At 64.5% G+C, this 16,651-nt stretch carries 15 protein-coding genes; 6 read left to right on the top strand and 9 right to left on the bottom strand.

All coding sequences use genetic code 11. From position 1 onward, the window contains the following. Positions 1–6 precede the first annotated feature (6 nt). Entirely contained in the window at positions 7–1,014 is a 1,008-nt protein-coding gene (gene xdhC, locus LB547_RS30520) for a xanthine dehydrogenase accessory protein XdhC (protein ID WP_140664222.1), read from the top strand. 13 nt (positions 1,015–1,027) lie between these two features. Here the strand turns inward: xdhC and LB547_RS30525 are convergent, their stop codons facing one another. The 3 genes from LB547_RS30525 to LB547_RS30535 form a co-directional block, all read right to left on the bottom strand. Beyond that, complete coding sequence (locus LB547_RS30525) at positions 1,028–2,284, bottom strand: LLM class flavin-dependent oxidoreductase (RefSeq protein WP_140558763.1); 1,257 nt, start codon at positions 2,282–2,284, stop codon at positions 1,028–1,030. Further along, complete coding sequence (locus tag LB547_RS30530; protein ID WP_140763861.1) at positions 2,281–3,264, bottom strand: LLM class flavin-dependent oxidoreductase; 984 nt, start codon at positions 3,262–3,264, stop codon at positions 2,281–2,283. Before LB547_RS30530 ends, LB547_RS30525 begins: the two co-directional genes overlap by 4 nt. Positions 3,265–3,372: 108 nt before the next feature. After that, positions 3,373–4,293, bottom strand: a complete 921-nt coding sequence (locus LB547_RS30535) for a LysR family transcriptional regulator (RefSeq protein ID WP_140558761.1) — start codon at positions 4,291–4,293, stop codon at positions 3,373–3,375. A 138-nt stretch (positions 4,294–4,431) separates the two neighbouring features. On the opposite strand from LB547_RS30535, the gene LB547_RS30540 reads away from it, so the two are divergent. The 4 genes from LB547_RS30540 to LB547_RS30555 all read left to right on the top strand — a co-directional run bounded on the left by LB547_RS30540 (position 4,432) and on the right by LB547_RS30555 (position 9,011). Further along, positions 4,432–5,649, top strand: a complete 1,218-nt coding sequence (locus tag LB547_RS30540; protein ID WP_140501161.1) for a urate hydroxylase PuuD — start codon at positions 4,432–4,434, stop codon at positions 5,647–5,649. A 2-nt stretch (positions 5,650–5,651) separates the two neighbouring features. Next, positions 5,652–6,965, top strand: a complete 1,314-nt coding sequence (gene guaD, locus LB547_RS30545; RefSeq protein ID WP_140525601.1) for a guanine deaminase — start codon at positions 5,652–5,654, stop codon at positions 6,963–6,965. A gap of 89 nt (positions 6,966–7,054) precedes the next feature. Continuing rightward, entirely contained in the window at positions 7,055–7,561 is a 507-nt protein-coding gene (locus tag LB547_RS30550; RefSeq protein ID WP_140580611.1) for a heme-degrading domain-containing protein, read from the top strand. Positions 7,562–7,745: 184 nt separating this feature from the next. Next, positions 7,746–9,011: a glycerate kinase gene (locus LB547_RS30555; protein ID WP_224703000.1), complete on the top strand. Its 1,266-nt coding sequence runs from the start codon at positions 7,746–7,748 to the stop codon at positions 9,009–9,011. Between the two features lie 9 nt (positions 9,012–9,020). Here the strand turns inward: LB547_RS30555 and LB547_RS30560 are convergent, their stop codons facing one another. The 5 genes from LB547_RS30560 to LB547_RS30580 all read right to left on the bottom strand — a co-directional run bounded on the left by LB547_RS30560 (position 9,021) and on the right by LB547_RS30580 (position 14,842). Then, positions 9,021–9,818: a UdgX family uracil-DNA binding protein gene (locus tag LB547_RS30560; RefSeq protein ID WP_318012575.1), complete on the bottom strand. Its 798-nt coding sequence runs from the start codon at positions 9,816–9,818 to the stop codon at positions 9,021–9,023. Continuing rightward, complete coding sequence (locus tag LB547_RS30565) at positions 9,755–11,140, bottom strand: glutamine synthetase family protein (protein ID WP_140501251.1); 1,386 nt, start codon at positions 11,138–11,140, stop codon at positions 9,755–9,757. Before LB547_RS30565 ends, LB547_RS30560 begins: the two co-directional genes overlap by 64 nt. A 47-nt stretch (positions 11,141–11,187) precedes the next feature. Beyond that, entirely contained in the window at positions 11,188–12,561 is a 1,374-nt protein-coding gene (locus LB547_RS30570; protein ID WP_140763858.1) for an aspartate aminotransferase family protein, read from the bottom strand. 98 nt (positions 12,562–12,659) lie between these two features. After that, entirely contained in the window at positions 12,660–13,634 is a 975-nt protein-coding gene (locus LB547_RS30575) for a WD40 repeat domain-containing protein (protein ID WP_140763855.1), read from the bottom strand. A gap of 128 nt (positions 13,635–13,762) precedes the next feature. After that, positions 13,763–14,842, bottom strand: a complete 1,080-nt coding sequence (locus LB547_RS30580; protein ID WP_140501147.1) for a CobW family GTP-binding protein — start codon at positions 14,840–14,842, stop codon at positions 13,763–13,765. A 412-nt stretch (positions 14,843–15,254) separates the two neighbouring features. Between LB547_RS30580 and LB547_RS30585 the strand changes: the two genes are divergently transcribed. Beyond that, positions 15,255–15,725: a MarR family winged helix-turn-helix transcriptional regulator gene (locus tag LB547_RS30585; RefSeq protein ID WP_140501145.1), complete on the top strand. Its 471-nt coding sequence runs from the start codon at positions 15,255–15,257 to the stop codon at positions 15,723–15,725. 15 nt (positions 15,726–15,740) lie between these two features. Here LB547_RS30585 and LB547_RS30590 read toward each other — a convergent pair whose 3' ends face one another. Then, entirely contained in the window at positions 15,741–16,610 is an 870-nt protein-coding gene (locus LB547_RS30590) for an AraC family transcriptional regulator (protein WP_140501143.1), read from the bottom strand. Between the last annotated feature and the right edge of the window lie 41 nt (positions 16,611–16,651).

Below are 16,651 nucleotides of genomic sequence, written 5' to 3' on the forward strand. Positions count from 1 at the left end.
TAAAAAATGAACACGACTGTGCAAAGCCTGAAAGCCTTTCTTGGCCAAACCGGCCGGGTCGCGCTCGTCGAGGTCGCGGCGACGAAGGGCTCGACGCCGCGCGAGAAGGGCGCCTTCATGCTCGTCTCGCAAGCAGCGACATCGGGCACGATCGGCGGCGGCCAACTGGAATATATGGCCATCGACAAGGCACGGCAGATGCTGGGCTCTTTACCCTCCTCCTTGCGGGGAGGGTCGGCGAGCGGACGCCGCGAAGCGGCGTCAGCGAAACGGGGCGGGGGAGCGGCGTTCACAGATCCCTCGACGACGACGTCGTCCAACCCTATCCACAAGGGGGAGGGTGAAGAGACCCGCCCCGACGCCCACGTGATCCTCGACGTGGCGCTCGGTCCGGAGATCGGCCAATGCTGCGGCGGGCGCGTCGAGGTGTCGATCCGCCTCGTCGATGCGACGTTGGCGCAGGAGCTGATTTCGGCCGCGGAAATCGAGCAGGCTGAACTGCCTTATGTCTACATCTTCGGCGGCGGCCACGTCGGGCAGGCGCTGGCCTCCGCGGTAGCGCTTCTCCCTGTGCGTGCCGTTGTCATCGAAACACGGGCCGACGCGCTAGACGGAATGCCGGAAGCCGTCGAGACGCGGCTGACCCCGATGCCTGAAGCCGAGGTGCGCAACGCGCCTGCAGGCAGCGCCTTCGCCATCCTCACCCATGATCATGCGCTGGACTTCCTGATTGTCGCCGAAGCCCTGAAGCGTGGCGACACCGCCTATGTCGGCATGATCGGCTCGAAGACCAAGAAAGCGACGTTCAGGAACTGGTTGCTGAAATCGGCGGAGGGTACGGAAGCGCAGTTTGCCCGCCTCGTTTCCCCAATTGGCGGTGACGCCGTGAAAGACAAGCGCCCATCCGTCATTGCCGCGCTAGCGGCCGCCGAGATCATGACGGCGCTGGTCAATCACGGCGCCGCGTCAAATGCCGGACGTCAGATGCCGCATGATAGGACGTTGGCCGGGTAAGGTCACGTCGCGGCTATACCGGTTGCTTCAAGCCCAGATGATCGCGCAGTGTGCGGCCCTCATACTCCCTGCGAAACAGGCCGCGCCGCTGCAGCTCCGGCACAACTAGGGTGGCGAAGGCATCGAGTTCGCCGGGGAAATATGACGGCATGACGTTGAAGCCGTCCGCCGCACCGCCCTCGAACCGGGCCTGGAGTTCGTCTGCGATCTGCACCGCGGTCCCGACGATGCGCCAATGGCCGCGTGCGCCGGCGAAATGGCGGGCAAGCTGGCGGATGGAAAGGCCGTCGCGGCGCGATTGCTCGATGACCAGGGCCTGCCGGCTTTTCATGCCTTCGCTCTCCGGCAATTCGGGCAGCGGCCCGTCGAGCGGATAGCGCCGAAGATCGGAGATGCTGAGATAGCTGGACAGCAGCGCTACGCCGACGTCATCGGGGATCAGCTCCTGCAGCTCCTCGTATTTCGCCCGCGCTTCCGCTTCGGTTTCCGCCACCACCGGGGCGACGCCGGGCATGATCTTGATGTCGTCCGGTTCGCGTCCATAGGCCGCCAGACGGCCCTTGAGATCGTCGTAGAAAGCCTTCGCTTCCGCGAAAGTCTGCGCGGCGGTGAACACCACATCGGCGGTGCGAGCGGCGAGATCGCGGCCGACATCCGAGGCGCCGGCCTGAACCATGACCGGGGCGCCCTGCGGCGAACGCGGCAAATCGAGTGGATCGCACACCGAAAAGCTCTGGCCGTCATGGCCGGAGGCGCCGAGCTTGCCGTGCCAAAGCCTGGTGACGACTTCGGCGAATTCTCGTGCCCGTTCATAACGATCGGCGTGGGGTCTGAGACCCGTTGCGCCGAAGTTGGCGGCCTCGATCGGGCTGGCCGACGTGACCAGGTTCCAGCCGGCGCGCCCGCCGCTCAGCTGGTCGAGCGAAAGGAAGGTTCGTGCCAGCCCGTAAGGCTCGTTGTAGCTGGTCGAAGCCGTGGAGACGAGGCCGATGCGGCTGGTCTGGACAGCGAGTGCGGAAAGCAGGCTGATCGGCTCGAAGCCGATCGAACGCGAGGTCTGGCTGGCGATGCTGACATCGGCTTCGCGCAGGCCGGCCGCATCCTCGCAGAACAACAGGTCGAATTTCGCCGCTTCCGCCGTGCGCGCCAGCGCGACGTAATGATCGATGTCGATCCCGGCCTTCACATGGGCCTGGGGATGCCGCCAGGCGGCGATATGGTGGCCCGTCGCCCACAGAAAGACGCCGAGCTTCATCTGGCGCGCGGTCATCGGTCGCCTCCGCCGCTGAGTCCCAGATGCGAGCGCAGCGTTGTGCCCCCATGGCTCTGTCGAATCACGCCGCGCCGCCGCAGCTCCGGCAGAACGCGATTGGTGAAATCGTCGAGCGCTGAAATGTGCGCGGACAGCCGGATGTTGAATCCGTCGCAATTGTTCGCCCGGAATTCTTCCTCCATCCTGTCGGCCAGCCCGGCGACGCCGTTGGCGGCGAGGGGTATGTCAGCCAATATTCTCACGGCATCCGGTTCGCGCCCGGACGCGGAAACGCGGCGCCTGAATTCGTCATGGCGTGCCCTGCGCCGCGCTGCCTGCCTTTCGTCCAGCAGGATGACATCGGCTGTGCGCGCGGCAATGTCGAGGTCGCCTGCCGCCAGGCCGGACAGGACCAGAACCGGCGTATCCTGCGGCGAGCGCGCCACGTTCAGCGGTCCGCGCACGGCGAAGAATTCGCCCTTGTGGTCGAGTTGGTGCATTTTTCCGGGATCGTGAAAGCGGCCGCTGTCTTTGTCGAACAACAGCGCGTCCGCCTCCCAGCCATTCCACAAGCCCTGGACGATGCCGATGTATTCCTCGGAGCGGCGGCGAAACTCGTCGCTGGAAAATCCATCCGGCCGGCTGAAATTGGCCGCCTCGCTCGGCGCCTGCGCCATCGTTGCGTTCCATCCGGCGCGACCGTGGCTGATGATATCGAGCGAGGCGAACCGGCGCGCCAGATTGTAGGGCTGGTGGGCAACCATCGACGCGGTGGCGACCAGCCCGATCCTGCTCGTCACGGTCGCCAGTGCGGCAAGCAGGGTCGTCGCTTCGAACGGGTTGCCCGACCCGGCCCTGCCCGGCGGCGCATCGTCGAGAACAATCATGTCCAGCCCGGCCGCTTCCGCCCGCTGCGCGAAGCCGGCCAAGTCGCTGAAGGTGAGCGCGCCGGCCTGCCCGGCCGTGGAGGCAATGTTGAGCGAAACGGTGAGATGCATTGTGGCTAGCTCGTCAGTCGGCGCAAAGCCCATCGGCCATGAGGCGGCATCCGCGAACCTAAGTTCGCCTTCGCGCAAGGCAACCCTTGCGACTGGGCCAGGAGCCGCTCACTTGCCGACCAGTATGTCCTTGATCAGCCGCTGGCAGCGCTCGGCCATGAAATCCAGCAGCAGGCGCACCTTCGGGTCCTGCAGCTTCTTGTGCGGATAGACGGCGGCGAACTGCACCGGCGTCGGCGGCGTGCCGGCCAGGATGATCCTCAGCCGCCGGTCGCGGATGAACGGCTCGACCTCGAAGCGCGGCTTGTTGATGATGCCGCGCCCCGACAGCGCCCAGCCGGTCAGCACGTCGCCATCGTCCGTATCATAGGGCCCGTGCACCTCGAATTTCTGCGGTCCGTTCGGCGTCTGCAAGGTCCAGACATATTCGCGCGCGCCGGAATAGCGCAGCATCAGGCAATCGTGCTTCCTGCTGATCAGTTCCTGCGGCTCGGCCGGCTCTCCGCGCGCCTCCAGATATTTGGGTGCCGCCACCAGCACCCGCTCGCATTCCATGATGCCGCGCATCCTGAGGCTGGAATCTTCGATGATACCGAGTCGGAAGGCGACGTCGATGCCCTCTTTCATGATATCGACATTGTGATCCGAGAGCCTCAGCCGCACTTCGATATCAGGATATTTGTCGTGGAAATCGGGAATACCCGAGGCGACCAGGCGGCGGCCGAGGCCGAGCGGCGCGGTCACGCGGATGGTGCCGCGCGGCTGACCGGAAAGGGCCGAAACCGCGGCCTCCGCCTCGGTGATCGCTTCCAGCACCTGCTTGGCGCCGGTGTAGAACACCGTGCCATGCTCGGTCGGCATCAATTGTCGTGTCGTGCGGTTGAACAGCCGCACACCAAGGTGCTTCTCCAGCTCCTTGATTCGGTTGGAAGCAACCGCCGGCGAAATGCGCATGTCGCGCCCGGCCGCCGACAGATTGCCGAGCTCGACCACGCGGACGAAGACGGCGATGTTGTCGAGATAGGCCATGCGGTTCAGGGGCTTTCAATCAAGCTGTGTGCGAGCAACCTAGTATTTTCCAATTTTTTTTGAAAGTCATCGCACACCTCGCCTCTTTCCGTTTGCGCGCCACACCGTAAAGTCGCTTCATCGGCAGGGACGACTTCAATGATGGATTTCGCTATTTTCTGGGACTGGCTGAGCTTTGCCGTGCGCTGGCTGCACGTCATCACCGGCATCGCCTGGATCGGCTCGTCCTTCTATTTCGTCGCGCTTGATCTCGGTTTGCGCCAGCGACCGGGCATGCCTGTCGGCGCCTTCGGCGAGGAGTGGCAGGTGCATGGCGGCGGCTTCTATCACATCCAGAAATACCTGGTCGCGCCGGCCGAGATGCCGGAACACCTCACCTGGTTCAAATGGGAATCCTACGCCACCTGGCTGTCCGGCTTCGCCATGCTGTGCGTGGTCTACTATGCCGGGGCCGACCTGTTCCTGATCGATCCCAACGTGCTGCCGATGTCTGTGCCGGTCGGGATCGTCCTGTCGATGGCGACGATCGGCGTCGGCTGGGTGGTTTATGACCTGCTCTGCCGTTCGCCGCTGGGCAAAAGCGATACAGGCCTGATGCTGGTGCTCTACTGCGTGCTGGTGTTCATCGCCTGGGGACTGACCCATCTGTTCACCGGCCGCGCCGCTTTCCTGCATCTGGGCGCCATCACCGCCACGATCATGTCGGCCAATGTCTTCATGGTCATCATCCCCAACCAGAAGATCGTCGTTGCCGACCTCATCGCCGGCCGCAAGCCGGATCCGAAATACGGCAAGATCGCCAAGCAGCGCTCGCTCCACAACAATTACCTGACGCTGCCGGTGCTGTTTCTGATGCTGTCGAACCATTACCCGCTGGCGTTCGGCACTGAGTTCAACTGGATCATCGCCTCCCTGGTGTTCATCATCGGCGTGTTGATCCGCCACTACTTCAACACCGTGCACAAGCGCGCCGGCAACCCGCACTGGACCTGGCTGGGCGCCCTTGTCCTGTTCCTCATCATCGTCTGGTTGTCCACCGTGCCGAAGGTGTTGACCGGCGAACCGAAGGCGTCCGCCTCGGCGCAAGTCTATATCGCTTCGGCCCATTTCCCGGCCGTGCGCGACACCGTGCTCGGCCGCTGCTCGATGTGCCATTCACAGGAGCCGGTCTACGAGGGCATCTACCATGCGCCCAAGGGCGTGATGCTGGATACAGACGCCGGCATCGCCGAGCATGCCCGCGAGATCTATCTGCAGGCCGGCCGCAGCCATGCCATGCCGCCCGCCAATGTCAGCCAGATCACCGACAAGGAGCGGGCGCTGCTGGTGGCCTGGTTCGAAGGCGCGGGGAAATAAGCATGACATCGACACTTCTGCGTGGCCGCACGCTGTCCTTCGTGCGCTGGCCTGAAAGCATCGATGATCATTCCGCCTGGCGCTACGAGGAGGATGGCGGCCTGCTGATCCACGACGGCGGGATCGTCGCTGCGGGCGCTTACGTCGATGTTGAAAGGAAGGCAGGCGAGACAACGAGAAGGATTGATCACCGGCCGCATCTGCTGCTTCCGGGCTTCATCGATGCCCATGTGCATTTCCCGCAGATGCAGATCATCGCCTCCTACGGCGCGGAACTGCTCGATTGGCTGAACGCCTACACTTTCCCGGAGGAGACGAAGTTCGCCAATGCGCAGCATGGCCGGCGCGTCGCGCGGCTATTCCTCGACGAGATGGTGCGCCACGGCACCACGACGGTTGCCGCCTACTGTTCCGTGCACAAGGCCTCCGCAGAAGCTTTCTTCGCCGAGTCGCATGACCGCAACATGCTCAACATCGCCGGCAAGGTGATGATGGACCGCAACGCGCCCGATGGCGTGCTCGACACGCCGCAATCGGGCTATGACGACAGCAAGGCGCTGATCAAGGAGTGGCACGGCAAGGGCCGGCAGCTTTATGCCATCACCCCTCGCTTCGCGATCACCTCGTCGCCGGAGCAGATGGAGATGGCCGGCGCGCTATGCCGCGAATACCCCGACCTGCACATCCAGACGCATCTGTCGGAAAACCATGCCGAGATCGCCTTCACGCAGGAGCTTTATCCGTGGTCGCGCGATTACACCGACGTCTATGAGCATTACGGGCTGTTGGGTAGAAAGAGCCTGCTCGGCCATTGCATCCATCTGTCGGAGCGGGAAGCGGACGCGCTTTCGGACAGCGGCTCCGTAGCCGTGTTCTGCCCGACCTCGAACCTTTTCCTCGGCTCCGGCCTGTTCGATTATCAGCGCTACCGCACCCGCGATAAAGCCCTCCGCATCGCCGCCGCCACCGATGTCGGTGGCGGCACCAACTATTCCATGCTGCGCACCATGGACGAGGGCTACAAGGTGATCGCGCTGAACGGCGAGAAGCTGAACCCGTTCCAGTCCTTCTGGCAGGTCACGCGCGGCAACGCCGAGGCGCTGTCGGTGGCGCAAAGGATCGGCACGCTGGAGGAAGGCACCGATGCCGATATCGTCGTGCTGGACGCCAGGGCGACGTCGTCGATGCGGCTCAGGATGGAGACCGTCGAGACGCTGGCGCAGGAACTCTTTCTCTTGCAGACGCTGGGCGATGATCGCGCCGTGCGCGAGGTCTATGTGGCGGGTCGGCCGGCAAAAACCGATTTGGCAATTTAGAACGTGACGGCGCGTTCCTTGCTTGACCCGGGCTTGACCCAGCGGCAACCATCCGTCAAAGCGTGCGGCGACGTTGAAAGGGGAACGACATGGCCGTTGCCGAAGACATCGCTCTGATCAAGAGACAGGAGGAAGTCCTTGTCTTTCCCGCCTTCGACGAGGCAGTCGCGTTCAGTGTCGGGTCCGCGATCCGCGACAGGGCGCTCACCGAGAATCTCCCGGTCATAGTCGACATCAGGACCTTCGACCGGCCGCTGTTCTACGCCGCCATGCCGGGCTCGAACGCTTCCAATCCCGACTGGGCGCGGCGCAAGATCAACGTCGTCAAGCGGTTCCTGAAAAGCACTTACCGCATGGTGCTGGAACAGCAGCGCCCCGACCGCACTTTCAAGATCGGCGAGGGCCTGGATATTGCTGACTACGTGCTGGCCGGCGGCGGCTTTCCCGTCACGGTCAAGGGTGTCGGGGTCATCGGCGTCATCGCCGTCTCCGGGTTGCCGGAGCGCGAGGATCACGGCGTGGTGGTCGATGCGCTGTGTAATCATTTGGGCCTCGACAAGCGCGAACTGGTATTGCCGCCGGAAGAAAAATCGTGACATCGGCGCCGCCCCTCATCCGCCTGCCCGTCCTTCGCAGCAGCTGCGCTGTAGCTGCTGCGGGTGGAAGTGAAACGCTCCACCGCTGGCTATCCCCCTATGCCCGTTCTTCACGGGGAGAGGGTCGGGGTGAGGCGCAACGTCAGCTCTGCAAGAATGCGCGAAACGCTGCTGGCTGCCGGATATGACCATTCTCGATCCCAAATCCTTCCTCACCTCCATCTTCAACGCCGCCGTCGCCGCCGCCGATCCGGAAAAGACCATCCGCTATCATTTGCCGGTCAGGCCCAAGGGCCGCACCATCGTGATCGGCGCCGGCAAAGGCTCGGCGCAGATGGCGGCGGCCTTCGAGAAAGCATGGGACGGCCCGCTCGAAGGACTGGTCGTCACCCGCTACGGCTATGACGCGAAATGTGAGCGCATTGAGATCATCGAGGCGGCGCATCCGGTGCCGGACGCCGCCGGGCTCGAGGCTTCGCGGCGGCTGCTCGGGAAGGTGCAAGGGCTGACCGCCGACGATCTGGTGGTGGCGCTGATTTCCGGCGGCGGTTCGGCGCTGCTGCCGTCACCGGCAACCGGCCTGACATTGGCCGACGAGATCGCCGTCAACGAGGCGCTGCTGGCGTCGGGCGCGCCGATCGCGGCGATGAACACCATCCGCAAGCATCTTTCCACCATCAAGGGAGGCCGGCTGGCCGCCGCCGCCTGGCCGGCCAAAATGGTGTCGCTGGTTGTCTCCGATATTCCCGGTGACAATCCGGCGCTGGTCGCATCCGGCCCGACCGTTCCCGACACCGGCAGCCGGGCGGATGCGCTGGCGTCGATATCAGCCTACGGCATGAACCTGCCGGCCTCGGTCATGGCGCATATCAATTCACCGGCCGCCGATGCACCAATTCCCGGGGATGAGCGCTTTTCGCGCAACGAGGTGCATCTGATCGCCTCCGCCGGCGTGTCGCTCGAAGCAGCCGCAGCGGAAGCGAGCCGACAGGGCATGGAAGCTGTCATTCTCTCGGATGCCATCGAAGGCGAAGCCCGCGAGGTGGGCGGGGTTCACGCGGCCATCGCGCGCGAAGTAGCGACACGCAATCGGCCTTTCTCAAAGCCGGTGCTGATCCTGTCCGGCGGCGAGACCACGGTGACGCTGCGTGCCAAGGGGAAAGGCGGCCGCAACTCCGAATTCCTGCTCGCCTTCGCCATCGGCATCAATGATGTGAAGGGCATTCACGCCCTGGCCGCCGACACCGACGGCATCGACGGCTCGGAGGACAATGCCGGCGCCTTCGCCGATGGTTCCACGGTCGCGGGCCTGCGCGCGGCCGGCATCGACGCCAAGGCGATGCTGGCAGGCAACAATGCCTGGACGGCTTTCAACGCGGTCGGCGATCTGTTCGTGCCCGGTCCGACCGGCACCAATGTCAACGATCTCAGGGCCATCCTGATTCGCTAATCGTTTGGATCAGGCAGCCATCAGCCGCTTCACCTGCTTCATGTCGTCAAGGAACCGTTCTCGCTCGGCCTCCTTGTCCGCACGGTCACGGATGCGCAGGATGAAGGATGGATGGATGGTGATGAACACACGCATGCCATCTTCCCGCTCGATCGCCTGGCCGCGCATCTTCGTCACCGGAACCGCCTTGCCGAGCAGCGACAATGCCGCCGTTGCGCCAAGCGCCACGGCAAGGTTCGGTTTGATCAGTCCGAATTCCTGGTCGAGCCACCAGCGGCACGCCTGAATCTCGCCGGCGTTCGGCTTGGAATGAATGCGACGCTTGCCGCGCGGCTCGAACTTGAAGTGCTTGACCGCATTGGTGACGTAGACTTTCTGGCGGTCGACCCCGGCGTCGTCCAGTATGGCGTCGAACACCCTGCCGGCCGGGCCAACGAAGGGAGCGCCGGCGAGATCTTCCTGATCGCCGGGCTGCTCGCCGACGAAAATCACCTTGGCGCCGTCAGGCCCTTCGCCGAACACGGTCTGCGTCGCATCGCGCCACAGCGGGCAGCGGTGGCAAGCCTTCGCTACCTCACGCAGCTCCGAGATCGAGGTGACATCTGGCAGTGGCTCGTCGGACGGCCCGGAAATGCGCCTGGCCGGCCTCTTCGCTTCATGCGTTTGGCCTGTGGTCGCCATCATCCTGTCCTGTCGGTTCTGACACTGAAATGGACGGGAAGGGCGATGGTTCCTCCGAGGGCTCAGACCTCGTGCAGATAGAGGTGATAGTCCAGCTCGCTGACCGTGCGCGCCACGCGCAGGTATTCGGACTGCTTGATCGCCACGAAGGTGCGGTGCAGGTCTTCGCCAAGCGCGCCTTTGAGGAAGCTGGACGCTCTGGCCGCCTCGATCGCCGCGCGCCAGTCGACCGGCATGGTCGTGCGCGTCACCGCCGCCTCATAGCCGTTTCCGGTCGTCTCGGGGCCGGGGTCGAGGCCTTCGTCGAGCCCTTTGACGATGCCGGCAAGCACGGTTGCCGCGATCAGATAGGGGTTGGCGTCGACGCCCGACGGCCGATGCTCGATGCGCCGGTTCCTGGCGTCGCCCGCCGGCACGCGCAGCGCCACCGACCGGTTGTTGACGCCCCAGGTCGGCGCCACCGGTGCATAGGATTGGGAGACGAAGCGCCGCCAGGAATTGGCGTGCGGCGCAAACACCAGCATCGATTCCGCCATGGTCTGGATCAGGCCGCCCAGCCCGCGCAGCAGTGGCAGCGACCAACTCTCGCCACCGGCCTCCGAAAAAACGTTTCGGCCAGCCTTGTCCTGCAGCGAGACGTGGAAATGCATGCCGGAGCCGGCATATTTCTCGATCGGTTTGGCCATGAAGCAAGCGGTGACGCCATGGCGGCGCGCCTGCGCCCGAACCAGCCGTTTCAGCATGACGAGGTCGTCGGCCGCCCGCATCACATCCTTGCGGTAGTTCAGCGTCAATTCGTACTGGCCGGGCGCATATTCGGAAATCACGGTCTCGGCCGGAATGCCCTGTGCCTTGGCCGCGGCATAGATGTCGGTAAACAGCGGCTCCATGCCGTGCAGATGGTCGACCGAGTAGACCTCGGTCTTGCCCGAGACGCGGCCATCCAGCACGGCGTGCGCCGGCTGCACCTTGCCGTCGCTGTCGCGCTCATTGGCGAGGAGAAAAAATTCGAGCTCGAAGGCGCCGGCCGGGTACAGCCCCTTGGACGCCAATATGTCGACCTGCCTTGCCAGCGCCAGCCGCGGGTCCGATGACATCGGCGCGCCGTCGAGATGATACATCGCCATCAGCACCTGGCCGCGCGGCGGGTTGGTCCCGTGGAGCGGCACCAGCGTGCCAGGAATCGGCCAGGCGCGCAGATCGCCGTCGCCGGTGGTCCAGATCAGCCCGGTCTCGTGCACGTCCTCGCCGGTGATGTCGAGGCCGAGGATCGAGATCGGCATGTGCCGGCCGCCTTCGAAGATGGCTTTCAGCTCGTGCCGGCGCACGATCTTGCCACGGCCGACGCCGTTGGCATCGGTCAGCACGATATCGAAGGCTTCGATCTCAGGATGGGCGTCGAGAAAGGCCTGCGCCTCGGTGGGCGTCGAGCCCGAAGGTGAAGTCATGATGGAGCCCGGCCTGGCTTGCGCGCCTGTCTGTTGGGTGGCTTGTCTCATGCCGCAAGCTCCGCCGCAACTGCGCCGAAGGCGGTGATCAGCCGGTTGACCTGGGCGCCAGTGGTCGCCGGAGAGATCAGCATCATATTGTGGAAGGGCGCGACAAGCACGCCGCGATTGACCAGCGCGACATGGATGGCGGCTTCGAGTTCCGGCGCGTGCGCGGCCTCCGCCTCCGCCCCATTGCGCAGCGGGCCCGGCGCGCAGATGAATTCGACGCGGGCGCCGACGCGGGCGACATGCCATGGCAGGCGGTAGCGGTCGATGACCGTGGTCAGGCCGGCATCGAGCCGCCGCGCCAGATGATCCATGCGGTCGTAGTTCTCGGCCGTCATCACTTCTTCGAGCGCGGCGCGCATCGCGGCAAACTGCAGAGGATTGGCTGAGAGCGTCGTGCCCATGCCGGAATAACCCGGCTCTTTCGTCCTGTTGTAGTCGGCGTAGCGCGAGGCGACCTCTTCGCTCATGCCCCATACGCTTGCCGGTACACCACCGGCGATCGGCTTGCCTAGCACGAACAGGTCCGGCTCCAGCCCGTATTTCGCGGAATAGCCGCCCGGTCCGGTCGAGATCGTATGCGTCTCGTCGATCAGAAGCAGCGTGCCGGCCGCGCGGGTCAGCTTTCGCAGCGCCTCGTGGAAACCGGGATCGGCCAGCACCATGCAGGAATTGGTCAGCACCGGTTCGGCGATGACGCAGGCGACATCCTTGTCCCTGAGCGCTGCCTCCAGCGCGGCGACGTCGTTGAACTCGATGACCTTGGCCGTGCGGCTGAGATCGCGGAATTCGCCGGCCAATCCGGGCCGGTTGGCCGGCTTGCCGCCGATCAGCCGCACCATCGTCTCGTCGACAGAGCCGTGATAACAGCCGTTGAAGACCAATATCTTTTCTCGCCCGGTGACGGCGCGGGCAACGCGCAGCGCGAAGCGGTTGGCATCGGTCGCCGTCGTGGCGATCTGCCAGAACGGCAGGCCGAAGCGCTGTTGCAGCAGCGGTCCAATGGCGAGCGCATCTTCCGAAGGCAGCATGTATGTCAGGCCGCGTCCGGCCTGCCGGCGGATGGCGCGCGCTATCGCCGGCGGCGAATGGCCGAACATCGATCCGGTGTCGCCGAGGCAGAAATCGTCGAGCCTGTTGCCGTCGATGTCGGTGATCGTAGCGCCTTTGGCGCTCTCGACCAGGATCGGAAACGGCGTCGGCCAGTCGTTCATCCAGTGCATCGGCACGCCACCGAAGAAGCCGGGCAGGCCGTTGCCGGCCTTGGCCTGCGATTTCGGCCGCGCCTTGCGGAAGCTGGCGCCTTCGGTATCCCGCAATGCGGCGATGCGGTCGCGGCTGACGCCGCCAATGGACGTGTGGGCGCTGTGCATGAAACCCCTCTCTGGCGCAGTAGTGGAGTAGTGGGGTAGGCGCTCAACGGCCCGGATGCTCTAAACCCGCTCCCATATTGCCCTACTCCCCTACTCCCCTAACCCGTGATGTCGATAACGCCGCAGTCGCCGGCGGCACTGCCGAAGGCGATGCGGCGTTCTTCCCTGTCCCACATCATCGAGGTGATGGCGCCCTTGCCGGGGCGACGCAACAGCACTTCCTTGGCGTCGGAAAAACGCACCGCCATCACCATGCCGTCCTCATAGCCGATGGCGACGACATCCTGGCTCGGATGGCAGGCGACTGAGGTCACCATCGCATTGCCGCGCGTACCGAGTTCCAGCGGCGCCTTGCCCATTGGCCCGTCCTTGCCTGAAAACGGCCAGACGATCGCCGCCGGCGCGCCGGAACTCGCCAGCCACTTGCCTTTCACGCTCCATGACAGGCTTTTGACCTTGGCGGGATAGCCGCTCATGCGCATGTGCTTGCCGTCCGCCAGCTTCCAGCCGTGCAACGCGTTTTCCTGCATGGTGGTGACCAGGAAGGCGCCATCCGGCGAGAAGGTGATGCCGGTATGGGCGCCGGCCCATTCGAGCTCCACCGGCTTGCCCTCGGCGGCCGGGAAATGCAGCGTCGCGCCATTGTAGCGCGCGACGCCGAAGCGCATGCCCTTGGGCCAAAATGCCAGCCCCTCGACCGAACGCGGATGGGCGAACTCTTTTGTGTGGCCGTCGGCAAAGCGCACATAGGCGGTCTTGCCTGTAGCGTAGGCGATGGCGCCTTGCGGGCCAGCGGCGACGCTGGTGACCCACTTCTTGCCCGCGCTCGCCAATTCCTTGGCCTCGCCGCCCGCTTTCACCGCAAACACCTTGCCGTCTTCGCCGCCGGTGAGCAGCCGGTCATTGGCGGCATCGTGGAAGGCCGCGAGCAGCCCGTCATTGGCCTGCACCGTCTTGTGGCCATTGTCGAGCCGATGGACGGTGCCGTCGGCCAGCGCGAAATGCGGCACGTCGCGGAGGAAGGCGGCGGCAAGGCAATGGCCTTCGAGATCAAGCGGGGCGACGGTCGGCATGTAGGACAGGTCCATTCCAGATTGTTGCTGGTCGTCTCGGGAGCCGCCAGCGCGCCAGGCGCGGCCCCACCCTCTCCCGCAAGGGGAGAAGGAAGAGCGGGCAGCGCTACCGCCATAAAGTCCGGAAATCAAGCGGCCTGGCAGGCCTCGAAGCTCTTCCTCAGCCGTTCGGGGTCCAGTTCGCGACCGATGAACACCAGCCGGCTCTCATGCTTCTCGCCGTCTTTCCAGGCGCGCTGGTGGTCGCCCTCGATGATCATGTGCACGCCCTGGATGACGTAGCGCTCGTCGTCGCCCTTCAAGGCGATGATGCCTTTCAGGCGCAGGATGTTCGGCCCCTCCATCTGGGTGACCTTCTCGATCCAGGGGAAGAATTTCTTCGGATCCATCTCGCCTCCCCGCAGCGAAACCGACTGCACCGTCACGTCATGGATGTCGGATGGGTGCGCGTGATGGTCGTGTCCATCGTGGTCATGATCGTGCCCGTCATGATCGTGGTGGTGATGATCGTGGTCGTGGTCATGATCATGATCATGACCATGGTGGTCATCATGCGCCTCGAGGAAATGCGGGTCGTTCTCCAGCGCCCTGGACAGGTCGAAGGCGCCGCGGTCGAGCACTTCCGACAGCGCCACGCCGGCGCGGGTGGTGCGATGGATCCTTGCGGCCGGGTTGATGGCGCGGATCGTCGCTTCCACCTTGGCCAGTTCTTCTGGTGTGACGAGGTCGGTCTTGTTGAGCACGACGACGTCGGCGAAGGCGATCTGGTCCTCGGCTTCCTTGGAATCCTTCAGCCTGAGCGGCAGGTGCTTGGCGTCGACCAGCGCCACCACGGCGTCGAGCTTCGTCTTGGAGCGCACGTCGTCGTCCATGAAGAAGGTCTGCGCCACCGGCACCGGATCGGCGAGACCCGTGGTCTCCACCACGATGGCGTCGAAGCGGCCGGGCCGGCGCATCAGGCCCTCAACGACGCGGATCAGGTCGCCGCGCACCGTGCAGCAAACGCAGCCATTGTTCATCTCGTAGATTTCCTCGTCGGACTCCACGATCAGGTCGTTGTCGATGCCGATCTCGCCGAATTCGTTGACGATGACGGCGTAGCGCCTGCCGTGGTTTTCCGACAGGATGCGGTTGAGCAGCGTCGTCTTGCCGGCGCCGAGATAGCCGGTCAGAACGGTTACGGGGATCTGCGTCTGTGCGTCGCTCATGGCTTGCCTCGAATGGATGGGCCTTGAAAGATTTCGGCGGCCTCGAAAGGGATTGTCGGCTCCATATAGGATGCGCGGCGGGCTTTTGCACGAGGCAAACCGCGAATGGCTGCGGTCCAATCCCTAGGTCAGCGTCTCGTCGAACTAGGCGGCTGGCGGCGCCCTGCAGGCCATGCGGTATCGGTGCGCAAAAAGAGCCTGTGGACGACCACGGCCGGCCGATCCACCGCAATCGCTTTCGCGAAAAGTCGTTTGTCATCTAACTGAAATAATCATCTGGCATTAGCCACGGCGGGTACCGCAATGCTTGCCGGCAAAGCTGTTTCAGGCGCCGGAATCTTTTGATCGTCGATTGCCAACCGGCCGGCTGCGTCTATGCTGCCCGCACCGGTATGGCCGAAGAGGGATGACCATGGCCAAGGCGGACAAGACTGCGACAATGAGCCGGCTGCATTCGGCGGCAAGGCTGGCAAGAACAGCGCTTGCGGCACGGCTGCTGGCGCATGGCTTCTATGCCGGCCAGGACCAGATCATGCTGGCGCTCGACCGCGAGGACGGCCAGACCCCGGGCAATCTGGCTGGCCGGCTCGGCGTGCGCCCGCCCACCATCACCAAGACCATCAATCGGCTGCAGGCACAGGGTTTTCTGCAAAAGCGCGCCTCCGACGCCGATGCCCGCCAGGCGCATATCTTTCTCACCGACACCGGTCGCGAGACCATCCGCGCCATCGAAAAGTCGGTGAAGAAGACCGAAAAGCAGGCGCTGAAGGGCCTCGACAAGAAGGACCAGAAGGCGCTGTTCAAATTTCTTGCCCGCATCGAGGCCAATCTTTCGAACGAAGAACTGGCCTTGATCGACGACGACGCCGAGTCGGACGACTGACCGCCGGTGCGGTGATCAGGCTGCCGCTGCGGCCCCACGGATCAGCGAAGACCAGCGTCCCGGCGTCATGCCGAATGCCTTCTTGAATTGCCTGTTGAAGTGGCTTTGGTCGCTGAAACCGGCCTCGGCCGCGATCTGTGCCAGCGGCTCGCCGGCGGCGATCATGCGTCGCGCGCGCTGAAGCCGGCGCATCAAAAGGAAACGATGCGGGCTGGTGGAGAAAGCGGCGCGGAAATGCCTGGACAAGGCATAGCGGTCGAACCCGGTAACCGCCTCCAACTCGTCGGATCGCACGGGCCGGGCAGAGTTTTCCGTGAGATAGTCGCGCGCCAGAGCGGCCGCCCGCCAGGCCGTTCCCGGCACCGCTCTCGCCGGCTGGCCGGCATGGCGGGCGAGCCCTTGCATCAGTTGCGCCAGGAAGTCGGCGACGAACAGCTCATCGAGTTCCTCCTCCAGCGGACCCAGCGCCGAAAGCAAGGTCGCGCGCAGGCGTTCGTCCGCCACCACGGCCTGCCTGACGAAAGGCAGCGATGCGCCGCCGAGGCAGTCCAGCATCAGTGACGGTTCCAGATAGAGGATCCTGTAGCGCAGCCCGTCCTCGGTTCCGGCGCCGCCATCATGCAGTTCGTCGGGATGCAGGACGATGATCTGGCCGGGCAGGCTATGCCGCACCGCACCGCGATAGCGAAAGCTCTGCACGCCTTGCAGCGTCACCCCGATCGCATAGGTGTCGTGGCGATGCAGGTCGAAGGCGCTGCCGTGGAATCGCGCCTCGATGCGCTCCATGCCGGCAGGATCGCAGGCGGCAATGATGCAGTTTTCCGCGGCCTCCGCGCACAAACGTCCAAGACCCTGGAACGCCTGGCTGCCTAGATCGAGCGACATCGCTTCCTTTCGCCTTGAAAGGGGCACAACCCCGAATGGTC

Source organism: Mesorhizobium sp. B264B1B, from assembly GCF_020165765.1.
In the GTDB taxonomy this organism is placed as follows: domain Bacteria; phylum Pseudomonadota; class Alphaproteobacteria; order Rhizobiales; family Rhizobiaceae; genus Mesorhizobium.